This window comes from Acidobacteriota bacterium (genome assembly GCA_028875575.1).
Taxonomy (GTDB): Bacteria; Acidobacteriota; Terriglobia; order Versatilivoradales; family Versatilivoraceae; genus Versatilivorator.
This window is the reverse complement of sequence record JAPPDF010000088.1, coordinates 62,709-85,111: the sequence shown is the minus strand read 5'-3', so window position 1 is coordinate 85,111 and position 22,403 is coordinate 62,709. Positions and strand designations below refer to the sequence as shown.

Below are 22,403 nucleotides of genomic sequence, written 5' to 3'. Positions count from 1 at the left end.
GCCGGCTGCATTGACGATGACAGCCGAAACGCCGGCCTGCTCGAAGGTTTGAATGTTCCTTTTCGCCATCTCTTGAGCGGTGGCGGTGATGCCGGCGTGGGCGTGGAGCGCGGCGCAGCAGATCTGGGAGGACGGGACGACGATCTCGCAACCGTTTCGTTGCAGGACTCGAATGGTAGCGCGGTGGATGCCGGCAAAGATTTCGTTCATTACGCATCCGGTGAGCAATCCCACTCGGAACCGGGTGGGCCCGGTGCTTCTGAAGATCGCTCCAAGTTCGACCGGGTCGGTGCGTTTTCTAAGGTCGGGAAGCAATCGTTCCAGGCCAGCCAACCGCGCCGGAATCAGCTTCAGGGCAGCCAGCCTCCGAACCAATGCCTGCAATCCCAGGCGCTGGTAAAGACGCAGCAGATTAAAATGGAACCGCAGGATGCGGGGTGAGGGGAAAACCCAGCCAAAGACGTAGCGTCGGAGGATTTCCACCAGGAGGGGACGTTTCAGTTGTTGCTCGACGATCTCACGGGCCTGTTCCACCAATTCGCCGTAGGGTACGCCTGAAGGGCAAGCCGACTCGCAGGCACGGCAGTCCAGGCAGGCGGAGATGTGCTGGGCGAAACTTCCGGCGACCGGCAACCTTCCGCTTTGCTGGGCTTGCATGAGATAGATGCGACCTCTGGGCGAGTCCGCCTCCTTGCCCAACTCGATGTAGGTCGGACAGGCTTGCAGGCAAAGCCCGCAGTGGACGCATTGAGGAGTCAAGTCCGCTGGGACGGCACTGCCTGCCTGATTTGGTTGAGCCGGTGATTCCACTGGTTCCTCGGGTGTGGGACAGTCTCGCGACCAGGGCCGCTATCCGAACGGCAAACGGCGACTACTGCCCCCGGGCCGCCGGGCCGGGTTCAAACCACGAACCTTCCCGGGTTCAGGATTTCCTGGGGGTCGAGACGGTTCTTGATCTGCTTCATCAGTTTCAGGTCCTTGTATCGATAGCCCCAGGCATCGACCCGGTTCTTCAGGTCGGCCGGGCCCCTTTCAATCACCACGCTGCCTCGCACCGAATGCAACAAGCCCCGCCATCTATCGATCAGCCCTGCCAGCCGCACCGCCTGAGGGGTTGAAGGATCGAGATGACAGTAAATTCGGATTACCCCGCTTCCTGCATGGGCTCTCAGGAAGAATGGGACCTCGGACTCGGACAAGTGCCTTTCAATCTCTTCGATCCAATGAACCAGTTGATTGGGAAGGATGTTGACCTTGAGCTTGACGCTTTCCAGCGGCGGTTCCGCCAGGCAGAAGTGGTCCTCCCGCAAGCAGTCCCAGAGCCGGGCTTGTTCCTGGGGGTCACTGACCAGTATGTCCCCGTCCGGGCAGGAATCCCAGATCTCTTTCAATTCCTTGACCTGCCAGTCGACCGCTGATTCCAGATCGCCGAACTTGACCGACAGGGCGTAGCCCGCGATCTTTCCGTTCCAATTCAGCTTCCGGTCAAGCCGGCGCGAGGCGCCGCCGTCGAGGAATTCAACGGCAATGGGAATCAACGGGGAACGCAGCAGCTTGCTCAAGGCACTTCGCAGCGGGGGGAGATTCTTGAAGAGACCTACTACCGTCTTCTCCATGGCCGGAAGCGGCTTGAGCTTGAAGTAGAAATCGGAAAAGACGCCCAGGGTGCCGAACGAGCCCGCATAGAGCTTGCACATGTCATATCCGGTGACGTTTTTGACCACTCTTGAGCCAAAACGTGTCTGGGCTCCGTCCGCCTGGATGACACCGATTCCGAGCAGGTAGTCGCGCAGGGTCCCATGGCCGAATCGACACGGTCCGCTGGCGTTGGTGGCGACCATCCCCCCCAGGGTCGTCCGCCGGTAGGCGGTCGGATCGACCGGCAGGCACAAGCGATCGGCCGCCAGCAGTTCTTGCAGCCGTTCCAGGCGGCACCCGCTTTCCACCCTCACCACCAGGTCCTGGGGCTCGTATTCCCGGATTCGGTCCAGGCGGGTTGTTGCCAGAGCAAGATCGAAGCGCTCGGGAGGGTTCCCGAGGTCCTGGCGGCTCCCCGAACCAAACGGCACTACGGCCCAGTGCTCGCGCTGAGCCGTTCGCAGCAGTTCGCTGATCTCCTCGGGTGTTCGTGGAGCGGCGGCCCGATCGGGCCGCTTCCCCTGCACGGTGAATGCCTCCAGTTGGGAAGCAGGCAGGGCGACTGAGTCCCGGTAATCGGGCTCCGTCGCCGGGGGATCCTTCGTCACTGAACGACCTCGAAATCCTGAACTCGGTCCAACCAGGTATGACAATTCTGTGTGCGGCCAGCCATCAGGGGCAGCCCGGTCAGAACCGCACGAACTCCGGGTCTTCTTCGAACCGGCTGAGACGATCGCGGCTGTCTTCCGATAGCGACGACATCTCCCCGCATCCGCGTCGCATGGGAAAGATCTTTTGCGGATTGGCAAGATTGTCAGGATTGAAGACTTGCTTGAGCCGTCCCATCACCTGTAGATCGGCCTCGCTGAAGAACAACCTCATGAATTCTCTCTTTTCCAGACCGATTCCGTGCTCTCCGCTCAACGTTCCTCCAACATCGATGCAACAGCGCAGGATGGCGCCGGCCAGCGCCATGACCTTTTCCCTGGCATCCTCCCGGGCGATGTCGTAGAGGATGATGGGATGCAGGTTTCCATCTCCGGCATGAAATACATTGGCCATCCGCAGACCATATTCCCGGCCCAGGCTCTCGATGCGGCCAAGGACCTCCGGAAGCTTGCTCCGCGGAATCACACCGTCCATGGTGTAGTAGTTCGGACTGATGCGCCCATAGGCGCCGAAGGCGTTCTTTCGTGCCGCCCACAGTTTCTTGCGCTCGTCGGCCGAAGCTGCGACCCGTACCTCCCGGACCTGGCGGGACCGAATGACGTCCAGGATTTCCTCCAGTTGCTGGTCGATACCGGCCTCCAGTCCGTCCACTTCGATGAGCAGCACCGCCGCGGCGTCCTGGGGAATGCCGCTCGCGTAGACGCCGGCTTCGATTGCCTGAATGGTGTTCCTGTCGATCATTTCCAAGGCGGCGGGTACGATGCCCCGCGCGATGATGCCGGAAACCGTCTGGGTTGCTTCCGAAACCGAGTCGTAGACAGCCAGGAGCGTCTTCACCGCCGGCGCCGCGTGCAACAGTCGAACAGTCGCTTCGGTCGCGATTCCCAGGGTTCCCTCGGAACCGACGAAGGTTCCCACCAGGTCGAATCCGACCGGGTCGCCTGCGGCGGTTCCCAGGCGGTAGACTTCGCCGTCCGGCAACACCGCTTCCAGCGCCAGCACATGATTGGTGGTGACGCCGTACTTGAGCGTATGCGGTCCGCCGGCGTTTTCGGCTACGTTGCCTCCGATGGTAGATGCCACCTGACTCGAAGGATCCGGTGCATAGTAGAACTCGTCGGCTTCTACCGCCCGGGTGACGTGCTGGTTGACGACTCCCGGCTGAACCCGGGCCAGTCGATTCTCCAGGTCGATCTGCAGGATCTCATTCATCCTGGAAAGCTCCAGCACGATGCCGCCCTCCGCGGCGATGGTTCCTCCGCTCAAGCTGGTGCCGGCGCCCCTGGCCAGAAAGGGAGTCCCGTGTCGGCGGGCGAGCCTGACAATTTCAAGCACTTCACGGGTGGAGCTCGGGAAGACCACGAAATCGGGCATGCGGGAATGGAGGGTCAACCCGTCGCATTCATAGACCAGCAGTTCTTCCGGGGTGTGGAGGACCCTGTCGCTGTCCAGCAAGTCCACCAATTCCTTCCGAATCTCGGTCCGGGGGAAGCCTGGTTCGGAGGTTTCAACGGCCATGATGTCGCATTATAGCCCAGCTTGGTGGCTGACACCCCGCCGGTATCGGTTACAGTTCAAGCCGATTCAGGGCGGCAAGGAGGAGAGACAGAGCGATAACCGCCAGGCTGGCCCAGTAGAGCACCCGCCACAACAGGTCCTGGAAAGATGTTTCTCGCCGCCGATTGGGGTTGGGCAGCGAGAAGGCCAGGGCGGCGCCTGCCAATGCTCCCCCAAAGTGGGCGGCGTTGTTGGCTCCGATGACGATGCCGAAGACGAAGGCATAGATGATCCAATGGACCAGTTGTTGTTGCAATATACTACCCCAGGATCCCCAGCGCCGGGAGAGGACCACTGCCATGGCGATCATGCCGAATACGGCTCCCGAGGCTCCGGCGGTCACCAGCAAGGGATGGTAATACCAGTTGCTGAGGGCAAAGCCGATGACCCCGGTGACCAGGTAGAACGCCAGGAACCGTTCCTTGCCCAGTAGCTCTTCCAGCAGCGGGCCGATGAACATCAGGGCATAGGAGTTGAACAGGAGGTGGATAATGCCGATGTGGATGAACATGGCCGAAACCAGCCGCCACAATTCGCCCTGGGCTACCAGGATGGCCACGTCGGCTCCCCAAGCCACCAGGGCCTGCTGGCTTCCTCCGGTCAGAAGCCGGCCGAAATCGGTGACCGTGCCCTGTTGCTCGGTGGCGAACATGGCCAGGAAGATGAGGAAATTGGCAGTCAGAAGCCCGTAAGAGACCGGTGTGTACTGGGGCAGGATGTTGGCCAGCAACTTGCCCAGTCCGCTGGGTCGCCGGCGGAGCCTGGCCCCGCAGAGGGAGCACACGGACTCCTTTGCGCCGACCAGAGCCCGGCAGGAAGGACACATCCTGGTGGTGACCTGGGTGCCGCGCCAGAGATTTTTCCAGTAATCGAGCTGCTTTTCCAGTTGCTGGGCGAAGATGCGCAGCTTCCAGCGCAGGCGTGGGGGAAGCATGGGCAAGATCCCTCGGGCGATGGCGGATTTCCAGTGGCCATCTTATGGGAGCCGGCAGCGGGAGACAAGTCCAGCCCCTGCTTGCCGGCTAATTATGTCCCACCCCCGGCCTGCCGCGCGGATCATTCCACAGTGAAACAAAGGATCCTTTTCTCCATCGCGAGCAGGTGCCATGTCCCGCTAAACTGGTTTTCTACAGACTGAACATCGATGCACAGAATGCACAGGATTAACAGGACGAGAGCTTCCTGCACGAGAAGCCAGCTCGGGCGTTGATCCGGTGCGGATTCCCGGCACTGGAAGTTAGCCGTTTCCTGAAAAAGATCCTGTGCATCGATGCTAATAATCACTGTAAATCACGAAGCGGTGGGAAGCTCCTCTATTGGGTTCGCCGCTGTCCTTGTTGCCCCTTCGCCGACAAATCTTTTTTGTCCCTTGTGTCCTTAGTTGCCTCCCTGCCGACCTTTGGCGCATCCCTATTGAGTCTTCCTCAACGCCTTGGTGGCCCTTCGTCGTCCTTCGTGTCACTTCGTGGATCACTCTTTTTTCGTTTGTTTCAGGTTCGTTCCTTTCGGTCCCGTCGGGGGTCGATTTCCCCGGCAGGCGAGTGACGATCACAGGGTCCGTCCAACGGCCCGATGACAAATACGGGCCGCACTTCATGTGAAAAGCTGCTATCATCCTGAGGCATTTTTGGCCTCGCAGCTTTGAGATCGGAGGGTTGCCCGGCAGTCCACCCCGGGCGGCCCCGTTGCAGGAGGCGCAGCGTGGTAAATACGATCCAGGGAAATCTGAATGCCGAGGGGCTCAGCTTTGCCATCGTGCTGAGCCGTTTCAACGATTTTGTAACCCACCGGTTGCTGGAAGGCGCTCTGGATGCGCTGACCCGAACCGGTGCGGCTGAAGGCGATATCGACGTGATCAAGGTACCCGGATCTTTCGAAATTCCTCTGGCGGCCAAGAAGGCGGCAGCCAGCGGGAAGTATCACGGGGTGATCTGCCTGGGGACACTGATTCAGGGAGAAACTCCCCACTTCACCTATATCTGCAACGAGGTGACCAAGGGAATTGGGACGGTTTCCCTGGATTCGGAGGTGCCGGTGGCCTTCGGTGTGGTCACGGCAGATAGCGTGGAGCAAGCCATCGACCGGGCGGGGCTCAAGTCCGGCAACAAGGGATTCGAAGCGGCCATGTCGGCCGTCGAAATGGCCAATCTTCTGAAGGAACTGAAGTAGAGTGATTTTCCGGAGCGGCTCTTGAGGACATCGATCCATGGGCGGACGAAGGCAGGGGCGAGAGCATGCGCTGCAGATGCTGTTTCAATGGGATCTGTCCAAGGCGTCTTTCAACGATGTCCGCAGGACCTTCTGGACCCTGAACCGGGATTTCGAGGCTGATACCCGAGCCTTCGCCGACCATCTCGCCGGCGGCACCGTCCGCCATATTGCTCAGATCGACGTTCTGCTGGCCCGCCACGCCGACCATTGGCGTCTTCCCCGCATGGCCACTGTCGACAGGAATGTCCTGCGGCTGGCCACCTTCGAGTTGTTGTACGAGACCCAAACCCCCAGGGTGGTTGCCATCAATGAAGCCCTGGAGATTGCCCGCCGGTTCAGCACCTCGGAGGCTATTCAATTCGTTAACGGCATCCTGGACAGTATCCACAAGGAAGTTGCAACCGAGGGGGGCAGGGAGCCTTGAGCCCATCCAAGACCGAGCAGACTCTTGTCGCTCAACGGTACGCCAAGCTGGAAAAGATCAGGGCTCTGGGCTGCCCCGTCTACCCGAACGCCTATTCCTCCACCCATTCTCTGCGTCAGGTCCTCGAGCAGCACCGGAATTCGTCCAATGAAGAGTTGGAATCCCAGCCCGTCACCGTGCGCGTTTGCGGCCGGGTGGTGGCCATTCGCGGCAAGGGGAAGGTCGGTTTCCTGAACCTGTCCGACGGTGAGCACCGCCTGCAGGCATACGTTCGCCGAGACGCCGTAGACGAACCTCTTTTTGAACTCTACAGGCTCCTGGATGTCGGAGACTTCCTGGGCGTCGAGGGATATCTGTTTCGAACCCGGACCGGCGAGCTCACCGTTCATGCAACCGGCATGGAATTTCTGGCCAAGTCTTTGCTGCCGCTGCCGGAGAAGTGGCATGGGCTCACCGACATCGAAATCCGCTATCGGCAGCGCTACCTGGACCTCATTGCCAACCCGGGCGTGCGAGAGGTCTTTGTCACCCGCAGCCGGATCATCAAGGGCATTCGAGACTATCTGGATGAGAGGGGCTACGTTGAAGTGGAAACTCCCATGATGCAACCGGTAGCCGGTGGAGCCACTGCGCGTCCTTTCCGCACGTTTCACAACGCTTACGGGATGCCGCTGTATCTCAGAGTTGCACCGGAACTCTACCTGAAGCGACTGATCGTGGGGCAACTGGAACGGGTTTACGAGATCAACCGAAACTTTCGCAACGAGGGAATTTCAACTCAGCACAACCCTGAATTCACCATGCTGGAGTTCTATCAGTCTTACAGCGACTATCGCGAGCTGATGGACCTGACCGAGGACCTGTTGAAACGGCTGGCCCATGAGATTCTTGGAAGTCCGGAATTCGAGTTCAACGGAGTTCCGATTTCCCTGCAAACCTGGGCGCGCTACTCCATGAAGGAATCCATCCGCAAATTCTGGCCCGGCGATGCCTTGCCGGTTCCTCGGCCCGAGGAACTGGAATCGCTTACGGACCTGACCCGGCTGTGTCAGAGTTGGAACGGCTATGCACGTTCCCAAGGGCTCGAGCCGTTGAACTGCAAGCCGGGGGATTCGCGGGGCCTGATCTGGGCGGCCCTGTTCGATGCGGTTGTGGAAAAGCATCTGATTCAGCCGACCATCATCCACGACTATCCGCTCGAGCTCTCCCCTCTCAGCAAGACCAAGCCCGAGGATCCCTCTCTGGTGGAACGGTTCGAGCTCTACATCGGAGGGATGGAAATCGCCAACGCCTACAGCGAGCTCAATGATCCCGAGGAACAGAAGCGACGTTTCGAGGCTCAGGCGGTCGAACGTGACAAGGGGGACGAGGAAGCCCACCAGATGGATGAGGACTACGTCAGAGCCCTTCGTTACGGGATGCCTCCCACCGCCGGGGAGGGGATCGGCATCGATCGGCTCACCATGCTCTTTACCAATTCAGATTCCATACGAGACGTCATTCTCTTTCCCCTGTTGCGTCCGGAAAAGAAGCGCCCATGAAGACGTTTGAGTGGTTTGTGGCCTGGCGTTATCTTCGGGCACGCCGCAAGCAGACGGTCATCTCCGTGGTGACCCTGATTTCCATCCTGGGTGTGACGGCAGGGGTGGCCGCCATGATCGTGGCCCTGTCCATCAGTTCCGGATTCCGGGAGAATCTGCAGGACAAGCTGCTCAGGGGCACTGCCCATCTCAACATCAAACCCGTCCTCGGCAGCGAGGGCATCGGGAATCCTGAGGAACTGACCTCCAGGATTCGAGAGGTTCCGGGCATCCGCAGCGCTTCGGCGGCCTTGTACGGGCCGGTGCTCCTGAGCACGGGTTCGCGTCAGGACGGTGTCATGCTCAAGGGCATTGCCGTCGACGATCCTCTGGTGCGGGGCCAATTCTTTCAGGTTCTCCAAGGGGACCTGGGGGGACTGGCCGGCAGCGAAGAGGGTCCCATGGACGACCACCTGGCGGTCGGGGTCGACCTGGCCGAACGCCTGGGCCTTCTGGTCGGGGATACGGTCAGCGTGTTCAGCGATGAGACCTCCCTGACCCCGCTGGGCGAGTTTCCCCTCAGGCGGCGGTTCAAGGTGGTTGCCATCTATCAGTCGGGACTGTACGACTTCGATGCCCAATGGGCGTTTACCGCGCTTCCCTCGGCCCAGAGAGCCCTGGGGACCGGCCGGCGGGTGTCGGTAATCGAGTGCCGAGTGGAGGACATCTACCAGGTCGACCGCATCGCTCTGCAGATCAAGCAGGTCCTGGGAACAGGATTTGAGACCATCGACTGGAAGGAGTTGAACCGCCCCGTATTTGAGGCGCTGCACCTGGAAAGGCTGGTGATGGTCGTGACCATCGGACTGATCGTATTCGTGGCGGCGTTGAATATCATCACTACCCTTACCATGATGGTGATGGAAAAGACTCGGGACATCGCCGTGCTGATGTCCATGGGAGCAACCCGGAAAGCCATCCGAGAGATCTTTGTCCTTCAAGGGGTGACCATAGGGGTCGTCGGTTCGTTCTGGGGGCTGATCCTGGGCTACACCCTCTGCTGGATTTGTGACCGTTACCGGTTGATCCGGTTGCAAGCCGATATCTATTCCATGACTCACGTTCCCTTCAACCTGTCTGTGGCTGACGGAGTCGTGGTGGCGGCTTCCGCCATCATGGTCAGCTTTCTGGCTACCCTCTATCCCTCGGGGAGAGCGGCGGAGTTGAACCCGGTGGAGGCGTTGCGCTATGAGTAGCGATTCACCGCGGCCGACTTTCAGGAAAACGGCCGAATCGGTCCATGGCTCCGACGCCCACCCTGGAGCAGGCTCCCGGTCGGCCGACACCAACGTTGAATCCCGGGGCTCCCCACCTGCCGTTGAAGTCCGGGGTCTGGACAAGTTCTATTTCATGCCGGGCCAGCGCCTGGAAGTGCTGAAGGGGCTGGACCTGACGGTCAGTCCGGGTGAATTGGTTGCGGTGGTCGGCCAGTCGGGTTCCGGCAAGAGCACGCTGCTCCATATCCTGGGTGCCTTGGACCGTCCCACATGCGGGTCGGTCCGATTCGGGGGCGATGACCTTCAGGGCCTGGACGCCGAAGGCCTGGCACGATTCCGGAGATCCTCGGTGGGATTTGTCTTTCAGTTTCACAATCTGCTTCCCGAATTCTCGGCGCTGGAGAACGTCAGCATGCCGCAAAGGATTTCCGGCGCCTACCGGGGCGAACGGACAGGGAGGGAAATGCTTGCCCTGGTGGGTCTGGAAGCCCGGATGCATCATCGTCCGGGGGAGTTGTCGGGAGGCGAGCAGCAGCGGGTTGCCATCGCCCGAGCCCTGGTGAATCAGCCTCGATTGGTGCTGGCCGACGAGCTGACCGGAAACCTTGATAGCCGAACAGGGACAAGGGTTTTCGAGCTTTTTCGCGAGATCCAACGCGACAAAAAACATACTTCCATCGTTGTCACGCACAATGCTAGAATAGCCACCAAGTGCGACCGAATTCTGAAGCTGGAGAACGGCAGCCTGGAAGCCGTCAGCGGTACTCATGTTTGAGAGATACACCGAAAAAGCCAGAAGGGTTATCTTCTTCGCTCGGTACGAAGCCAGCCAATTCGGAAGCCCCTCCATCGAGACCGAACACCTTCTCCTGGGTCTGATGCGGGAAGACAAGAGCCTGACCAATCGCTTTCTGCGCTCTCACTCTTCCATCGATTCCATCAAGAAAGACATTGAGGGACGAACCATTATTCGGGAGAAGGTGCCGACTTCGATCGACCTTCCCCTGAGTACGGAATGCAAGCGAATCCTCACCTTCGCGGCCGACGAGGCTGAACGTCTGCGCCACCGCCATATCGGAACCGAACACCTGCTCTTGGGGATTCTTCGCGAAGACAAGTGCCTGGCAGCGGAGATTCTGCATGAACGAGGGCTGAAGTTGAATTCGATCCGAGAGGAACTGAGTCGCACACATTCGGAAAAGCCCGTGGTCAGCCGGTCCAAGGAAACGCCGCTACTGTCGGAATTCAGTCGAGATTTGACCCAGTTGGCCGTTGAGAGCACTCTGGATCCCCTGGTGGGGCGAGAAAACGAGATTGAACGGGTGATCCAGATCCTCTGCCGGCGCACCAAGAACAATCCGGTTCTGATCGGCGAGCCCGGCGTCGGCAAGACGGCCATCGTCGAGGGCCTGGCACAACGAATCGTCGAGAACGAGGTCCCCAGCTATCTGGCCGACAAGCGAATTCTGGCTCTCGATCTTTCCCTGATCGTGGCCGGCACCAAGTACCGGGGTCAGTTCGAGGAACGGTTGAAGACGATCATGAAGGAGCTGATAGAGAATCGGAATGCGATCGTGTTCGTGGATGAGCTGCATACTCTGGTGGGCGCCGGCTCGGCAGAGGGGTCGCTGGACGCCGCCAACATCCTGAAGCCGGCATTGAGCCGCGGCGAGATCCAGTGCATCGGCGCCAGCACGCCGTCAGAGTTCCGCAAGTCCATCGAAAAGGACAGATCGCTGGAACGACGGTTTCAGGCCGTCAAGGTTCCGCCTCCCACGGAAGAGGAAGCGGTGCGTATTCTCAACGGGGTCAAGGAGCGCTACGAAAAGTTTCACATGTTGAGCTATGACTCGGCGGCTATCGAAACCGCCGTCTATCAGGCCAATCGCTACATCCCGGATCGTTTCCTTCCGGACAAGGCCATCGATTTGATCGATGAGGCCGGAGCCAGGGTCAAGCTGCGCCAGGATAGCCTTCCCAAGGAGATGACGGAAATACAGAAGAAGATCAAGGTGATCGTGGCTCGAATGGAATCGGCCATCTCCAACCACGAGTTCGAAAAGGCGGAGATCTATCGCAACGAGGAACGCATTGCCCTGGAACACCTGCGGTCGATTCAGGAAAAATTCAATCTGGACGACTCCGGCGGCGGCACGGTGACCAGGGAAGACATCGAGAGCGTTGTCGCCAAGTGGACGGGCATTCCCGTGACGGCCATCAAGGAGGAGGAGATGGCCAAGCTGATGCGCATCGAGGAGGAGCTTCACAAGCGCATCATCAGCCAGGACAAGGCCATTGGAGCCCTGGCCAGGGCCATACGCAGGTCTCGGGCCGGGCTCAAGAGTCCCAACCGTCCGGTGGGTTCCTTTCTGTTCCTCGGGCCTACCGGCGTGGGCAAGACCGAGGTGGCCCGCTCCCTGGCGCACTTCCTGTTCGGCACCGAGAAAGCTCTGATCCGGTTTGACATGTCGGAGTACATGGAGAAGCACTCGGTCTCCAAGTTCATCGGTTCACCGCCGGGCTACGTGGGGTATGAAGAGGGAGGGCAGCTGACCGAGCGGGTCAAGAGGGCGCCCTACTCCATCATCCTGCTCGACGAGATCGAAAAATCCCACCAGGATCTGTTCAATATCCTGCTCCAGGTTTTCGAGGACGGACAGCTTACCGACGGGTTAGGCAATACGGTCGACTTCAAGAACACCATCATCATCATGACTTCCAACCTGGGGGCGCGGTTCCTGGAGAAGAAACATCAGCTCGGGTTTCACGGCACCAACCGGGAGGTTAACGAGGCCAGGATGGAGGAGATGGTTCTATCCGAAGTCAAGAAGGCCTTTAATCCGGAATTCATCAACCGCCTGGATGAGGTCATCGTCTTCAATTCGCTGACTGATGATGACCTGGAGAAGATCGTCGAGTTGTTGGTGAATCAGATCAATGCCAGCATGGTAGCCAAGAACGTCAAGATCTCCCTAACCCCCGACGCCACGCGTTGGATCCTTGAAAAAACCTGCCATGACCGATCTTACGGGGCCAGGCCTCTCCGTCGGGCCCTGCAACGGTACGTAGAGGACCCGTTGTCCGAAGCCCTCATTCAGGGAGATGTCGAGCCGGGCTCTGAAATCGAGATCTACGAGGTGGATAAGGGCCTTTACTATCGGGATCTGAAAAAAACAATCATTGAGACCTCTCTGCTATACAAATAATTCCCCCCAATCTGCATCCTACATTCGTTCTTAAGGGCTTCCGGCAATGATGTATTTTCTCGTTCAGCCGCGTGGTGGAGGCAGCAATGGGTAAGAAATTCCTCTTTGCGTGCGGGGCGCTCCTGTGGGCGCTGAGCGGATGGCAGGGGCAGGCTTGGGCTCAAGAGAGAGCCATCATTGAAAACATAGAAGTACGAGGAACCAGAAGGGTTCCCCAGGAAACGGTCAAGTTCCACGTTCTCTCCAAGCCCAACGACTTTCTGGATCCGGCGTTGCTGCGGCGCGACTTTCGAACCGTTTGGGAGACAGGGTACTTTGACGACGTTCGGATCGAGTTGGAGGACGGCGATCGGGGCAAGATCGTGATCATTTGGGTGCAGGAACGGCCGATGATCCGCAGTATCGAATATGAAGGTCTGAAATCGGCCACTCAGACCGAAGTGCTGGAGAAATACCAGGAAGAGAAGGTGGGTATCGGGATTGAAACTCCCTTCGATCCCACCAAGATTCAGCGTGCCATCGTGGTGTTGACGGATCTATTGGCCGAAAAGGGCCGCCAGTACGCCGAGATCAGCTACAAGGCGGAGGATGTCCCGCCCAACTCCAAGCTTCTCACCTTTGTGATCGAGGAAGGCCCGAAGGTCAAGGTCGAGAAGATCAACTTTCACGGCAACACCGTTTACTCGGACAAGGAACTGCGCAAGTCGATGAAGTTCTTGAAGGAGACCGGGTTCATGTCTTTCTGGACCGGCAAATCCAAGTATGAGAGGCGAAGGTTGGAGGGTTCGCTGGAACTGGGAGTCCGCGCCAAGTACCACGAGAAGGGCCACATCAAGCTCCTGATCAACGAGCCCAGGGTCGAGGTGCGGGACGTTAAGCGGTGGTCATGGTTTCCGATTCCCTTCAGGCGCAAGACGCAGAAGCGCGTCTTCATCGATGTCGACCTGGAAGAGAACGATCAATACATGGTGGGCGACCTGCAGTTCACCGGCAATACCCTTTTCGAGGACAAACTCCTTTTGAGGGTGCTTGGCATGAAGGAAGGCGAGGTCTTCAACGGAGAGCTGATTCGGGAGGGGTTTGAAAACCTCAAGAAGATTTATGGCTCCAGGGGCTATATCAATTGGACTCCGATCCCGAGGCAGGAAGTGGACGAGGCCGAAAAGGTGGTCAACGTCGTCTTCGACTTTGAAGAAGGCAAGCAGTTCTTCCTGAGGCGCATGGATTTCGTGGGCAACACCACCACCAGGGACAAGGTGATCCGGCGGGAAGTCCTGGTGCGAGAAGGCGAGATATTCAACACGCAGCTTTGGGACGTGAGCGTCCTGAGGTTGAACCAGCTGGGGTACTTCGATGAGCTCAAGTCCGAAGAGGACGCGGAAATCAAGCCCGACCCCACCGCTGGAGACGAAAAGACCGGTCAGGTCGACGTCGTCCTCAAGGTGAAGGAAAAGGGAAAGAATTCGATCTCCTTTTCTGGAGGCACCAGCGGCTTTGGCGGCAGTTTCATTGGCGCCGGCTACTCCACCAACAACTTCATGGGTCACGGCGAGTCCATCAGCATCCAGGCCCAGGGGGGGACTCGGGCCTCCCAGTATGTCTTGAGCTTCACCGAGCCCTATTTCCGCGATCGGCCCTTGACGACCGGGTTCACGGTGTTCCATCGACGTTACAGCTTTCACGAAGCCGACACACTGGGCTTTTTCAGCGGTTTGGTGCCTCTGGGGTCAGAGCTGTTCTCCCAGAACAGCACCGGGTTCACCACGTTCGCCAGTTACCCGGTCCGGCCCTTCACACACTTCGGACTCAGCTACGGATTGGACAAGTCCTCGACCGGGTTCACCTCCGACGAAAACGAGTCCTTCTTCAGCGCGCTCTGGCCCGCCGATCGATTTTCCGGCCGGACGGCTTTCGAAGGTCTGGTGCGCAGCACCATCACCCCGTCTCTCACCTACAACACCGTCAACAACCCCTTTCAACCCACCAGGGGCAAGAGTTTCTCGCTGTACCTGCAGCTCACGGGTGGACCACTGCTGCGGGGGGGAGCCAACATTTTCCGGCCCACGGTGGAAGCCAAGTGGTTCAAGCCGGTCAACAAAGGCAGAAACACCATTGGAATGCGCGGCTTGTTTTCCTTCGTCAGCGGTTTCGACGGCTTGCAGCCTCCCGTCTTCGACCGGCAGTTCATCGGAGGCGAGGACAGCATCCGGGGGTTCGACATTCGCCTCATCACCCCATTGGCTCTGACGACTTTCGAGAGGACGGAAACAGTGCCTGTGCTCAATCCCGACGGCACCCCCCAGATCGATCCCCTTACAGGACAGAATGTGGTGAGGCAGGAACCCCGTTATTTCAGCAGTTTTCAGTTCGTGGGCGGGGATACCCAGGTGGTCTACAACCTGGAGTATCGTATACCGATCATGGGTCCGGTCACGCTGGCGCCCTTTTTCGATATTGGAAGAGCCTGGGTGATGAGGCGGGCGGCCCTGACCGTTGCCGATAATTCCACCGCGGGCCTGGTGGTGCTGGAGGATGGAGCTTTCCGGCCCGTCAGAGCCGGGGAGGAGGTGCAGGTCATCCCGGGGACCGACAAGTGGAGGGCCAGCACAGGGGTCGAGCTTCAGATCATCATGCCGGTGGTCAACGCACCCTTCCGATTGATTTTTGGATACAACCCCTTGCGGTTCAACGAGTTTGTGCCGAATCCGACCGGAGCCGCCCCGATCCCCATTATTTTCGAAAAGCGTAGCGACATTAGATTCTCGGTGGGCCGGACCTTCTGAGTCCGGCGACACGACTGTCATCCAAGGATACTCCTTCATGAAGCGTTTCTTCGGTTTCCTGCTGTTGCTGGTGGTGTGCCTTATCCCGGAAGGGCGTGCACAGGAAGTGCTCTTTTCTCCGGGGACCCGTCCAGTCTATTCGTTGGTAAGGCCTTCCACCAACGAGGCTCTGGTGGTGGGTCAATTCTCCAGGGAATTGTACGTGGTCAACCTGAACAAGGCGGCCCCTACCTACAAGAGAATACCACTGGATGTGGATGGGGACGGCAATCCCTTTCTGGATGGGGACGGCAATCCCATGAGGGTGGATTCGCCGCTGGTGGTGGCGGTGAACGAAGTCACCGGTAAAGCCGTGGTTGCCAATTTCAATAGCAACAACGTCTCCATCGTCAATCTCAATCATGGGTGCCTGGCCAGCGACGACGGCGACGATGATGCAATTGTCAATGAGTGCCGGGCCACTGAAGCCGTGGTTCCGGTCGGAGGGCCGACGTCCGGGCCTCGGAGTGTCGCCATTGACACCGAAAACAACATCGCCATCATCGCCCTGTTGAACGGGAACAGCTTGGAGTTGCTGGATCTGGACACCAATACCCCGGTGTTGCCGGCGCCGGTCCCGGTCGGGTCCAACCCCATCAGTGTCGCTTACGACCAGAAGAACGACCTGGCCCTGGTGGCCAATCACGGCGACGCCAATTTGCAGATGGTCCGCTACAACCTCGAACGGAATATCGCCACCGTGGTGGGCAGTATCTTCCTGGGCAGCGGGCCGCTGGAAGTTGCGATAAGCCCCGAACTCGAATTTGCCGCGGTTGCCCTTGGCCCAGGCCGGGCCGTTGCCGTGCTGGACACCTCCGGCATCCCTGCCACTCTGGCGGGTCTGGCGCCGTTGAACACCGCTCCAGGGTCCGTCGCCATCAACTCCAGGACCGGTCTGATAGCCGCCCTGCTTCCCGAGACAAGGACCTACTCCTTGATCGATCCGACCACCCTGAGCAAGCTCACCACTCCGCCGGTTTTCGTGGGCGCCAATCCCACTCACATTTCCGCCAATCCCAACAACAACACGCTTCTGGTGGCCAACCGTTCCCGCGATGCCGTCGAAATCGTGTCCATGGGATTCGTCAATCACTTCCCGCTGGTCTCGGACACCTCGCAGTTTCGGACCAATCTGGGAATCCGGAACCTGCACGATCAGGAAGCCACGGTTTCCATCAGTTGGGGAAATCAGGAGGGGGAGAGCAGCCGGGAGCGCACGGCCACGGTCGGACCTCGGGGATTCCTGCAAATCAACAACGTCCTCAGGTGGGTGATGCGGGCCCGCGCAACCGCCAACAACTCCGGCTCGTTGCGCGTGACTTCGGATCGGCCATTCAACAGCTTTATTTCCCTGATCGACAACCAGACCCAGGATCCGTCCCTGCAGGTCGGGGTTTCTCAGGGTTCTCCCAGACTGCTGCTCAGCTCATCTACCAACCAGGGGCGTTTTAGGACCAGGTTGGTCATCATGAACCTGGGCAGTCTCAGCGCGGCTGCCCGGATTCGGGCCAGGGACAGGGAGACCGGTGAAGAGACCGGACTGATGGGCGGCATCCAGATTCCGCCCAACGGTTTTCATATAACCGACGATGTTCTGGGCGATCTCGGTCTGGGGAGCAGCTTCGGCCCCCTGGAGATCGATTCCGCCACGGCCCAGCCCATGATTGCCGTGGCGCTGATCACCAGCACCGAACGCACCGGTGGGTTCCTGGTGGCCGTCCCGGTCGACCTCCCTCTGGTCACGGCTGAATAGAAGAAATAGCGAGTCCCTTCAAAAATTTATAAAGGACTGGTAAGCTAGGGTCGCATCACCTTTGTTGAGCAACGCAAAAACATCGATAAGGAGTCTGTGTGTCATGACCAGGAAGCATCGAGGGATCATCGCATTTTTGCCTTTTCTTCTGTTTGGCTTGATCGGTCCTTTGCAGATTCAGGGCCAGGAGATGGTCAAGGTGGGAGTCATCCAGATCGACCGCGCCATCTTCGAGTCGGAGGAGGGGAAGGCTGCGATGGCCGATCTGCAGAAGAAAGTGGATGCCAAGCAGGAGGAGTTTGCCAAGCAGCAGAAGGAAATCCAGGATCTGCAGGGCCAGATACAACGTCAGGGAGCCACCTTGAACCAGGAGGCGCAGGCGGCGCTCGCCAGGAACCTGGAAAAAAAGCAGATTACTTTCCAGCGGGCTACCGAAGACGCTCAGAGGGAGTTCAATCAACTCCGGACCGATATCTACAACAGGATCGGCAGAAAAATAGCCGCCGAGGTTCAAAAATATGCGGCGGAGAACAATTTCTACCTGATTCTGAATTCATCCAGCCAGAACAGCCAGGTTCTGTTCAATGACAACTCGGTAGACATCACCTCGGACATAATCAAGCGGTTTAACCTGTCTCAGACTTCCCCCGCCACTACCCCAGCCGCCCAGTAGAGATAGATCCGTCCGGAAAACAGGCACACCGGAGGGGGACACTCCGTCCCCCTGTCGGAGTGGCGTCGACTCTCCGACCGTATTGGCTTTTGCCTGTCGACTCGCCGCCTCCCCCACGCCTCGCGACTTACAGGGACAATTGGCATCGATGCACAGGATTTTCAGAGTCTTGGGAGGCTTGTGCTATATTCTCTTGCGCCTTCAAACTGGCTGACATCAGACTCGGGGTAAGACCGATGCTCTTGAATTCCAATCAGATACAAAAGATCATTCCGCACCGCTATCCATTCCTGCTGGTGGATGCCATCACCGAGCTGGAACCTGGCAAGAGAATCGTCGGCCTCAAGAACGTGACCGTGAATGAACACTTCTTCAGCGGCCACTTCCCCGGAACTCCCGTCATGCCGGGTGTGCTCATCATCGAGGCCATTGCCCAGGTCGCGGCAGTCCTGGTGCTTCGCGAGATTCCGGATCGGGAAACGAAACTGGTCTACTTCTCCGGAATAGACAAGGCCCGATTCCGCCGGCCCGTGGTTCCCGGGGACCGCTTGGAGTTGGTGGTCGAGGTGCTACGGTTGAAACCGCGGCTGGGAAAGCTTCGCGGTGAGGCCTTTGTGAATGAGGTCCGCGTGGCTGAAGCCGAGATCCTGTCGACGATTGTGGACCGAGGGAATCAATGAGCATTCACCCCACGGCGGTGGTGAGCTCCAAGGCCTCCCTGGGCGAAGAGGTATCCATCGGCCCCTACGCGATCCTGGAAGACGACGTGGTTCTGGGAGACCACTGTCGGGTGGATGCGCACACCGTTATTCAAGGGCCAACCCGCGTCGGGGACCACTGTCATTTCTTTCCCTTTGGCTCCATTGGGTTTCCACCCCAGGATCTTAAGTATCGGGGGGAGCGAACCGAATTGGTGATCGGCGACCACAATACCTTTCGAGAGTATGTCACAGTCAATCGGGGCACGGCCGGGGGAGGGGGACGGACATCGATTGGGAATCGCAACTTCATCATGGCCTACAGCCACATTGCCCATGACTGCTCCTTGGGAGACCATATTCTGCTGGCCAATGCAGCGACGCTTGCGGGGCACGTGACGGTCGCCGACCATGCCACCATCGGGGCGTTTTCGGGGGTTCACCAGTTTTGCAGGGTAGGCATTTACGGATTTGTCGGCGGCTACTCCGTCATTACCAAGGATGTCCTTCCCTTTTCCAAGACAGTGAGCGCCAGGGAGGCCAAGAACTATGGCGTCAACGTCATCGGCCTGGAACGACGCGGATTTTCGGTAGATTCAATCAGGGCGATTCGCGCCGCCTATCGGGTGCTTCTGCAATCCGGACTCAATACCTCCCAGGCTTTGGATCAACTCAAGCAGGAACTCGCCGGCCACCCGGAAGTGCAGTCTCTGATCGATTTCATTCAGACCAGCGAACGAGGGATTATCAAGTGAGCCGGCAGTGCTTGGCGTTCCTTCCCATTCTTCGGAACACTTGCGCCCTTGTCCGCCCTGAGGCCTGCAAAATCTGTCGGTGAATCCAATGCCCCGCGACCAGCAAACCCCGGACAGTCCGTCGGACTCAAGCCCTCTTCCCAAAAGGAAGTCTTGATGCAGAACCGGCGCCGCTACGGCCTTATTGCCGGCAATGGCCAATTCCCTTTCCTGGTGCTTGAGGCTGCGCGCAGTCTGGGTGTGGATGTGGTAGTGGTGGCTATCAAGGAAGAAGCCTTTCCGCGAATTGCCGACCTGGGCTACAAGACCCATTGGATAAGCTTGGGCCAGCTTGGGAAGCTGATTGAACTGTTGAAGCGGGAAGGGGTTGATCAGGCATTGATGGCGGGTCAAGTCAAGCACAAGCAGATCTTCAGCTCGATCGTGCCGGACCGACGGCTCTTGAAACTCTTGGTGAGTCTGGGTACCAGGAACACCGACTCCTTGATTGGAGGGGTTGCGGACGTCCTGGAGCAGGAAGGGATCCGTTTGATCGATTCGACCGCTTTCCTGAAACCGCTGATTCCTGAGCCTGGGGTGTTGACGCGGCGATCGCCCAGCGACTCGGAGATCAAAGACATTCACTATGGTCGGCGAATCGCCAAGGAGATGGCTCGAATGGATATCGGTCAATCCGTGGTGGTAAGGCATCAGGCCTGTGTCGCGGTGGAAGCCATGGAAGGTACCGACGCCACCATTCGTCGGGCTGCCGGCCTTACCGCCAATCAGCCGGTCACGGTGATCAAGGTGAGCAAGCCCCGGCAGGACATGCGCTTTGACGTTCCGGTTGTCGGAGTGCCCACCCTTCGGTTGATGGCCGAGGTCCGTGCGTCGGCACTGGCTATTGACGCGCAGAAAACGCTGCTCCTGGATCGAACGGAACTGATTGGAGTTGCCGATCGTGATCGGATTGCCATCGTTGCCTTCGATCCCCAGGACTAGTCCAGTCTGCGGGGAGCGATGCCATTTCGGCCTGTGGGCTTGATGAAATCGAGTGGATCTGCCAATGGACAAGGTCAAGGCGGCGGTCATCGGGACGGGCTACCTCGGAAGACAGCATGTCCGGGTTCTCTCGCAACTGGCAGACGTTGAACTGGTTGGAGTGGTGGACAAGAACCTGGAGACGGCCCGAGCGGTTGCCGCCGAGTTTTCCACGCGGGCTTACGACAGTCACCGGGCTCTATCGGAAAAAGTCTCCGCCGTGAGTCTGGCCACCCCCACTTGCGAGCATGCGTCGATTGGCATTGACCTCCTGACCAGGGGAGTGGATGTGTTGGTGGAGAAGCCGATCGCGTCCTCGCTGGCAGAGGCCGATGCCATGATCGAAGCGGCAAACCGGCACCGACGCATCCTGCAAGTCGGTCATCTGGAGCGCTTCAATCCCGCGGTGGTGGCAGCCCGCAAGCTATTGACGACTCCCCTTTTTTTCGAAGTGCATCGTCTGGGGGTTTTTGCTGCGCGCAGCCTGGACATCGACGTGGTTTCCGATCTGATGATTCACGACCTGGATCTGGTTCTGGATTTCGTTGGCAGTCCCGTGGAACGGGTGAGTGCCGTCGGTCTGCCCATATTGACGGATAAGGTGGATATCGCCAACGCCAGACTGGAATTCGCCAATGGCTGTGTCGCCAACGTGACCGCCAGCCGGGTGAGTACCGAAAAGGTTCGAAAGCTGCGCTTCTTTCAGAAAAACCAATACGTATCCCTGGACTTCTCGCGGCAGGACGTGGTGGTGCTGAGTGTCGAGAATCGACCGGCGGGCGAGCCGCCCCTCATTCTGCCTCGCAGGATCGAGACGGCAAGGATGGAACCGCTCAAGGCCGAATTGGAATCATTCGTGGAATCCGTTCGCACTGGGAGACCGCCGGCGGTCTCGGCCGAAAGCAGCAGGGAGGCCCTGGCCCTGGCTCATCGGGTGACGTTAGAGATTCAGGAGCACGCCAACAGGCTCTCGCTGTCTCCCCGGCGGCCGTGGTCGGAATCAAGTTCCGAGTCATGAAGAAGGACGAACTGCGTGGGTTGTTCTCGCCGGGTTCCGAGGAGAATTCCGGTCAGAGAACGCGTGAAGCCTTTCTGATGTCGCTGGTGGCTCACCTGCTGGTGGCGCTCTGGGTGGCATTGGGTCCCGACATCCTGCCACAACCCGCCCCCCCCGAAACAGCCGATCGGGACAAAGCCAGGCAGCTGGGGTTTCTGGCTCTCCCCAGGGAGTATGAAGAAGTCCTTAAGGAGCCTCCTGCGGTCAGGCCGATGGTTCCTGAGAAGGAACGGATACTTCGGCCTCCGCCCTCCAAGGCTCTCCGGGTTCCTGAACCCGACCCCGGCCTGAGGCAGGCTGAAAAACCGGCGACCGTCAAACAATCCGAACCTCCGGAACCCAAGCCCGGTTCCTCAGCGCCCCGACCTCCGACACCTGCGTTGCCCGACTCCCGACCATCGCAGAGTACAAAACCCAATGGGCAGGCCGGGGGGCGGAGCCCAAGGGAATCCGGCAGTGTCGAGTCGACCGGCCCCTTGGCAGCCACCCCCAAAGAGAAGGGGCTCAAGTCAAACCTGAAGGATCTCTATGCTGGATTGCGGCTCCCGGGAGGGACGGCGCCGGGTTCCGAGGTAGGGCGGGGTATAAGTGGTCGGCAGAGTAGAGTAGGGTCGGGCCAAGGTCGCACTGGGGCCGACTTCGGCCGGCGCCAACCGGACTTCTCGGTCGAGCGTCCCACCATCCTTTCGGATACCCAAGGGGTCAACTTCGGACCCTGGTTGACGGCGGTCTATTTCAGGGTTCGCAACAACTGGTATTCGGTGATTCCCCAGGTGTACCGCAGCGGTCTCAAAGGGGTCGTGGTGATTGTGTTTGACGTTCGCAGAAACGGCAGTCTGGAAGATTTGGAAATTGTTCGCAGCTCCAGTTTTTCCCCCTACGATCGGGCAGCGATTTCCTCCCTGAAGCTGTCGGAGCCCATGCCCAATTTCCCCGACGCTTTCACGAAGGACCGCCTCACCCTCCAGTTCACCTATTTCTACAACATCCGCCTTTAACTTGCAGATTGGCCTCACCCGACAGTCCTTGACATTGCTTGCCGGCATTCCTCAATATATATTCAGGTAGCAAGATCACCTTCCAATACTGGAAAGCCGTGCTCGACTCCAACCAGACAGACTTC

Annotated in this window: 18 protein-coding genes; 14 read left to right on the top strand and 4 right to left on the bottom strand. The window is 58.9% G+C overall.

Annotated features, from left to right (window positions below; all coding sequences use genetic code 11):
* The 4 genes from OXI69_14450 to OXI69_14435 all read right to left on the bottom strand — a co-directional run.
* Nucleotides 1-759 (bottom strand): heterodisulfide reductase-related iron-sulfur binding cluster (locus OXI69_14450; GenBank protein MDE2667342.1); only part of this gene is annotated, 759 nt, incomplete at its 3' end.
* A gap of 140 nt (nucleotides 760-899) precedes the next feature.
* On the bottom strand, nucleotides 900-2,246 hold the full coding sequence (locus OXI69_14445) for an FAD-binding oxidoreductase (GenBank protein ID MDE2667341.1): 1,347 nt from the start codon (nucleotides 2,244-2,246) through the stop codon (nucleotides 900-902).
* A gap of 79 nt (nucleotides 2,247-2,325) precedes the next feature.
* On the bottom strand, nucleotides 2,326-3,825 hold the full coding sequence (locus OXI69_14440; GenBank protein MDE2667340.1) for an FAD-binding protein: 1,500 nt from the start codon (nucleotides 3,823-3,825) through the stop codon (nucleotides 2,326-2,328).
* Nucleotides 3,826-3,874: 49 nt separating this feature from the next.
* Nucleotides 3,875-4,798, bottom strand: a complete 924-nt coding sequence (locus OXI69_14435; protein ID MDE2667339.1) for a rhomboid family intramembrane serine protease — start codon at nucleotides 4,796-4,798, stop codon at nucleotides 3,875-3,877.
* Between the two features lie 767 nt (nucleotides 4,799-5,565).
* On the opposite strand from OXI69_14435, the gene ribE reads away from it, so the two are divergent.
* From ribE to OXI69_14365, 14 genes are all read left to right on the top strand, one after another.
* Complete coding sequence (gene ribE / locus OXI69_14430; GenBank protein MDE2667338.1) at nucleotides 5,566-6,033, top strand: 6,7-dimethyl-8-ribityllumazine synthase; 468 nt, start codon at nucleotides 5,566-5,568, stop codon at nucleotides 6,031-6,033.
* A 37-nt stretch (nucleotides 6,034-6,070) separates the two neighbouring features.
* Complete coding sequence (nusB, locus tag OXI69_14425) at nucleotides 6,071-6,499, top strand: transcription antitermination factor NusB (GenBank protein ID MDE2667337.1); 429 nt, start codon at nucleotides 6,071-6,073, stop codon at nucleotides 6,497-6,499.
* Nucleotides 6,496-8,040: a lysine--tRNA ligase gene (gene lysS / locus OXI69_14420; GenBank protein ID MDE2667336.1), complete on the top strand. Its 1,545-nt coding sequence runs from the start codon at nucleotides 6,496-6,498 to the stop codon at nucleotides 8,038-8,040. The genes nusB and lysS overlap by 4 nt, the downstream gene beginning before the upstream one ends.
* Nucleotides 8,037-9,275, top strand: coding sequence for an ABC transporter permease (locus OXI69_14415; protein MDE2667335.1), 1,239 nt, complete (start codon nucleotides 8,037-8,039; stop codon nucleotides 9,273-9,275). The genes lysS and OXI69_14415 overlap by 4 nt, the downstream gene beginning before the upstream one ends.
* Nucleotides 9,276-9,429: 154 nt before the next feature.
* Nucleotides 9,430-10,071 carry an ABC transporter ATP-binding protein gene (locus OXI69_14410; GenBank protein MDE2667334.1) on the top strand — a complete coding sequence of 214 codons (642 nt, stop codon included), beginning with the start codon at nucleotides 9,430-9,432 and terminating at the stop codon, nucleotides 10,069-10,071.
* A complete protein-coding gene (locus OXI69_14405; GenBank protein MDE2667333.1) occupies nucleotides 10,064-12,502 on the top strand; it encodes an ATP-dependent Clp protease ATP-binding subunit in 2,439 nt (812 codons plus the stop codon). Before OXI69_14410 ends, OXI69_14405 begins: the two co-directional genes overlap by 8 nt.
* Before the next feature lie 86 nt (nucleotides 12,503-12,588).
* Nucleotides 12,589-15,285: an outer membrane protein assembly factor BamA gene (gene bamA / locus OXI69_14400; protein MDE2667332.1), complete on the top strand. Its 2,697-nt coding sequence runs from the start codon at nucleotides 12,589-12,591 to the stop codon at nucleotides 15,283-15,285.
* 37 nt (nucleotides 15,286-15,322) lie between these two features.
* On the top strand, nucleotides 15,323-17,077 hold the full coding sequence (locus OXI69_14395) for a hypothetical protein (GenBank protein MDE2667331.1): 1,755 nt from the start codon (nucleotides 15,323-15,325) through the stop codon (nucleotides 17,075-17,077).
* A gap of 103 nt (nucleotides 17,078-17,180) precedes the next feature.
* Complete coding sequence (locus tag OXI69_14390) at nucleotides 17,181-17,750, top strand: OmpH family outer membrane protein (GenBank protein ID MDE2667330.1); 570 nt, start codon at nucleotides 17,181-17,183, stop codon at nucleotides 17,748-17,750.
* Nucleotides 17,751-17,986: 236 nt separating this feature from the next.
* Nucleotides 17,987-18,430, top strand: coding sequence for a 3-hydroxyacyl-ACP dehydratase FabZ (gene fabZ, locus OXI69_14385; protein ID MDE2667329.1), 444 nt, complete (start codon nucleotides 17,987-17,989; stop codon nucleotides 18,428-18,430).
* Nucleotides 18,427-19,203 (top strand): acyl-ACP--UDP-N-acetylglucosamine O-acyltransferase, encoded by a 777-nt coding sequence (lpxA, locus tag OXI69_14380; protein MDE2667328.1) that lies wholly within the window; start codon nucleotides 18,427-18,429, stop codon nucleotides 19,201-19,203. Before fabZ ends, lpxA begins: the two co-directional genes overlap by 4 nt.
* A 156-nt stretch (nucleotides 19,204-19,359) precedes the next feature.
* A complete protein-coding gene (gene lpxI / locus OXI69_14375) occupies nucleotides 19,360-20,184 on the top strand; it encodes a UDP-2,3-diacylglucosamine diphosphatase LpxI (GenBank protein MDE2667327.1) in 825 nt (274 codons plus the stop codon).
* Between the two features lie 64 nt (nucleotides 20,185-20,248).
* Nucleotides 20,249-21,241, top strand: a complete 993-nt coding sequence (locus tag OXI69_14370) for a Gfo/Idh/MocA family oxidoreductase (GenBank protein ID MDE2667326.1) — start codon at nucleotides 20,249-20,251, stop codon at nucleotides 21,239-21,241.
* A complete protein-coding gene (locus tag OXI69_14365) occupies nucleotides 21,238-22,278 on the top strand; it encodes a TonB family protein (GenBank protein MDE2667325.1) in 1,041 nt (346 codons plus the stop codon). Before OXI69_14370 ends, OXI69_14365 begins: the two co-directional genes overlap by 4 nt.
* Nucleotides 22,279-22,403: the final 125 nt, after the last annotated feature.

Coding starts and splice junctions, on each gene's coding strand:
- OXI69_14390 (MDE2667330.1), top strand. CDS start 17,181: ATGACCAGGAAGCATCGAGGGATCATCGCATTTTTGCCTTTTCTTCTG.
- OXI69_14395 (MDE2667331.1), top strand. CDS start 15,323: ATGAAGCGTTTCTTCGGTTTCCTGCTGTTGCTGGTGGTGTGCCTTATC.
- nusB (MDE2667337.1), top strand. CDS start 6,071: ATGGGCGGACGAAGGCAGGGGCGAGAGCATGCGCTGCAGATGCTGTTT.
- OXI69_14405 (MDE2667333.1), top strand. CDS start 10,064: ATGTTTGAGAGATACACCGAAAAAGCCAGAAGGGTTATCTTCTTCGCT.
- lpxI (MDE2667327.1), top strand. CDS start 19,360: ATGCAGAACCGGCGCCGCTACGGCCTTATTGCCGGCAATGGCCAATTC.
- fabZ (MDE2667329.1), top strand. CDS start 17,987: ATGCTCTTGAATTCCAATCAGATACAAAAGATCATTCCGCACCGCTAT.
- lpxA (MDE2667328.1), top strand. CDS start 18,427: ATGAGCATTCACCCCACGGCGGTGGTGAGCTCCAAGGCCTCCCTGGGC.
- OXI69_14410 (MDE2667334.1), top strand. CDS start 9,430: ATGCCGGGCCAGCGCCTGGAAGTGCTGAAGGGGCTGGACCTGACGGTC.
- OXI69_14365 (MDE2667325.1), top strand. CDS start 21,238: ATGAAGAAGGACGAACTGCGTGGGTTGTTCTCGCCGGGTTCCGAGGAG.
- OXI69_14440 (MDE2667340.1), bottom strand. CDS start 3,825: ATGGCCGTTGAAACCTCCGAACCAGGCTTCCCCCGGACCGAGATTCGG.
- OXI69_14415 (MDE2667335.1), top strand. CDS start 8,037: ATGAAGACGTTTGAGTGGTTTGTGGCCTGGCGTTATCTTCGGGCACGC.
- OXI69_14370 (MDE2667326.1), top strand. CDS start 20,249: ATGGACAAGGTCAAGGCGGCGGTCATCGGGACGGGCTACCTCGGAAGA.
- bamA (MDE2667332.1), top strand. CDS start 12,589: ATGGGTAAGAAATTCCTCTTTGCGTGCGGGGCGCTCCTGTGGGCGCTG.
- OXI69_14435 (MDE2667339.1), bottom strand. CDS start 4,798: ATGCTTCCCCCACGCCTGCGCTGGAAGCTGCGCATCTTCGCCCAGCAA.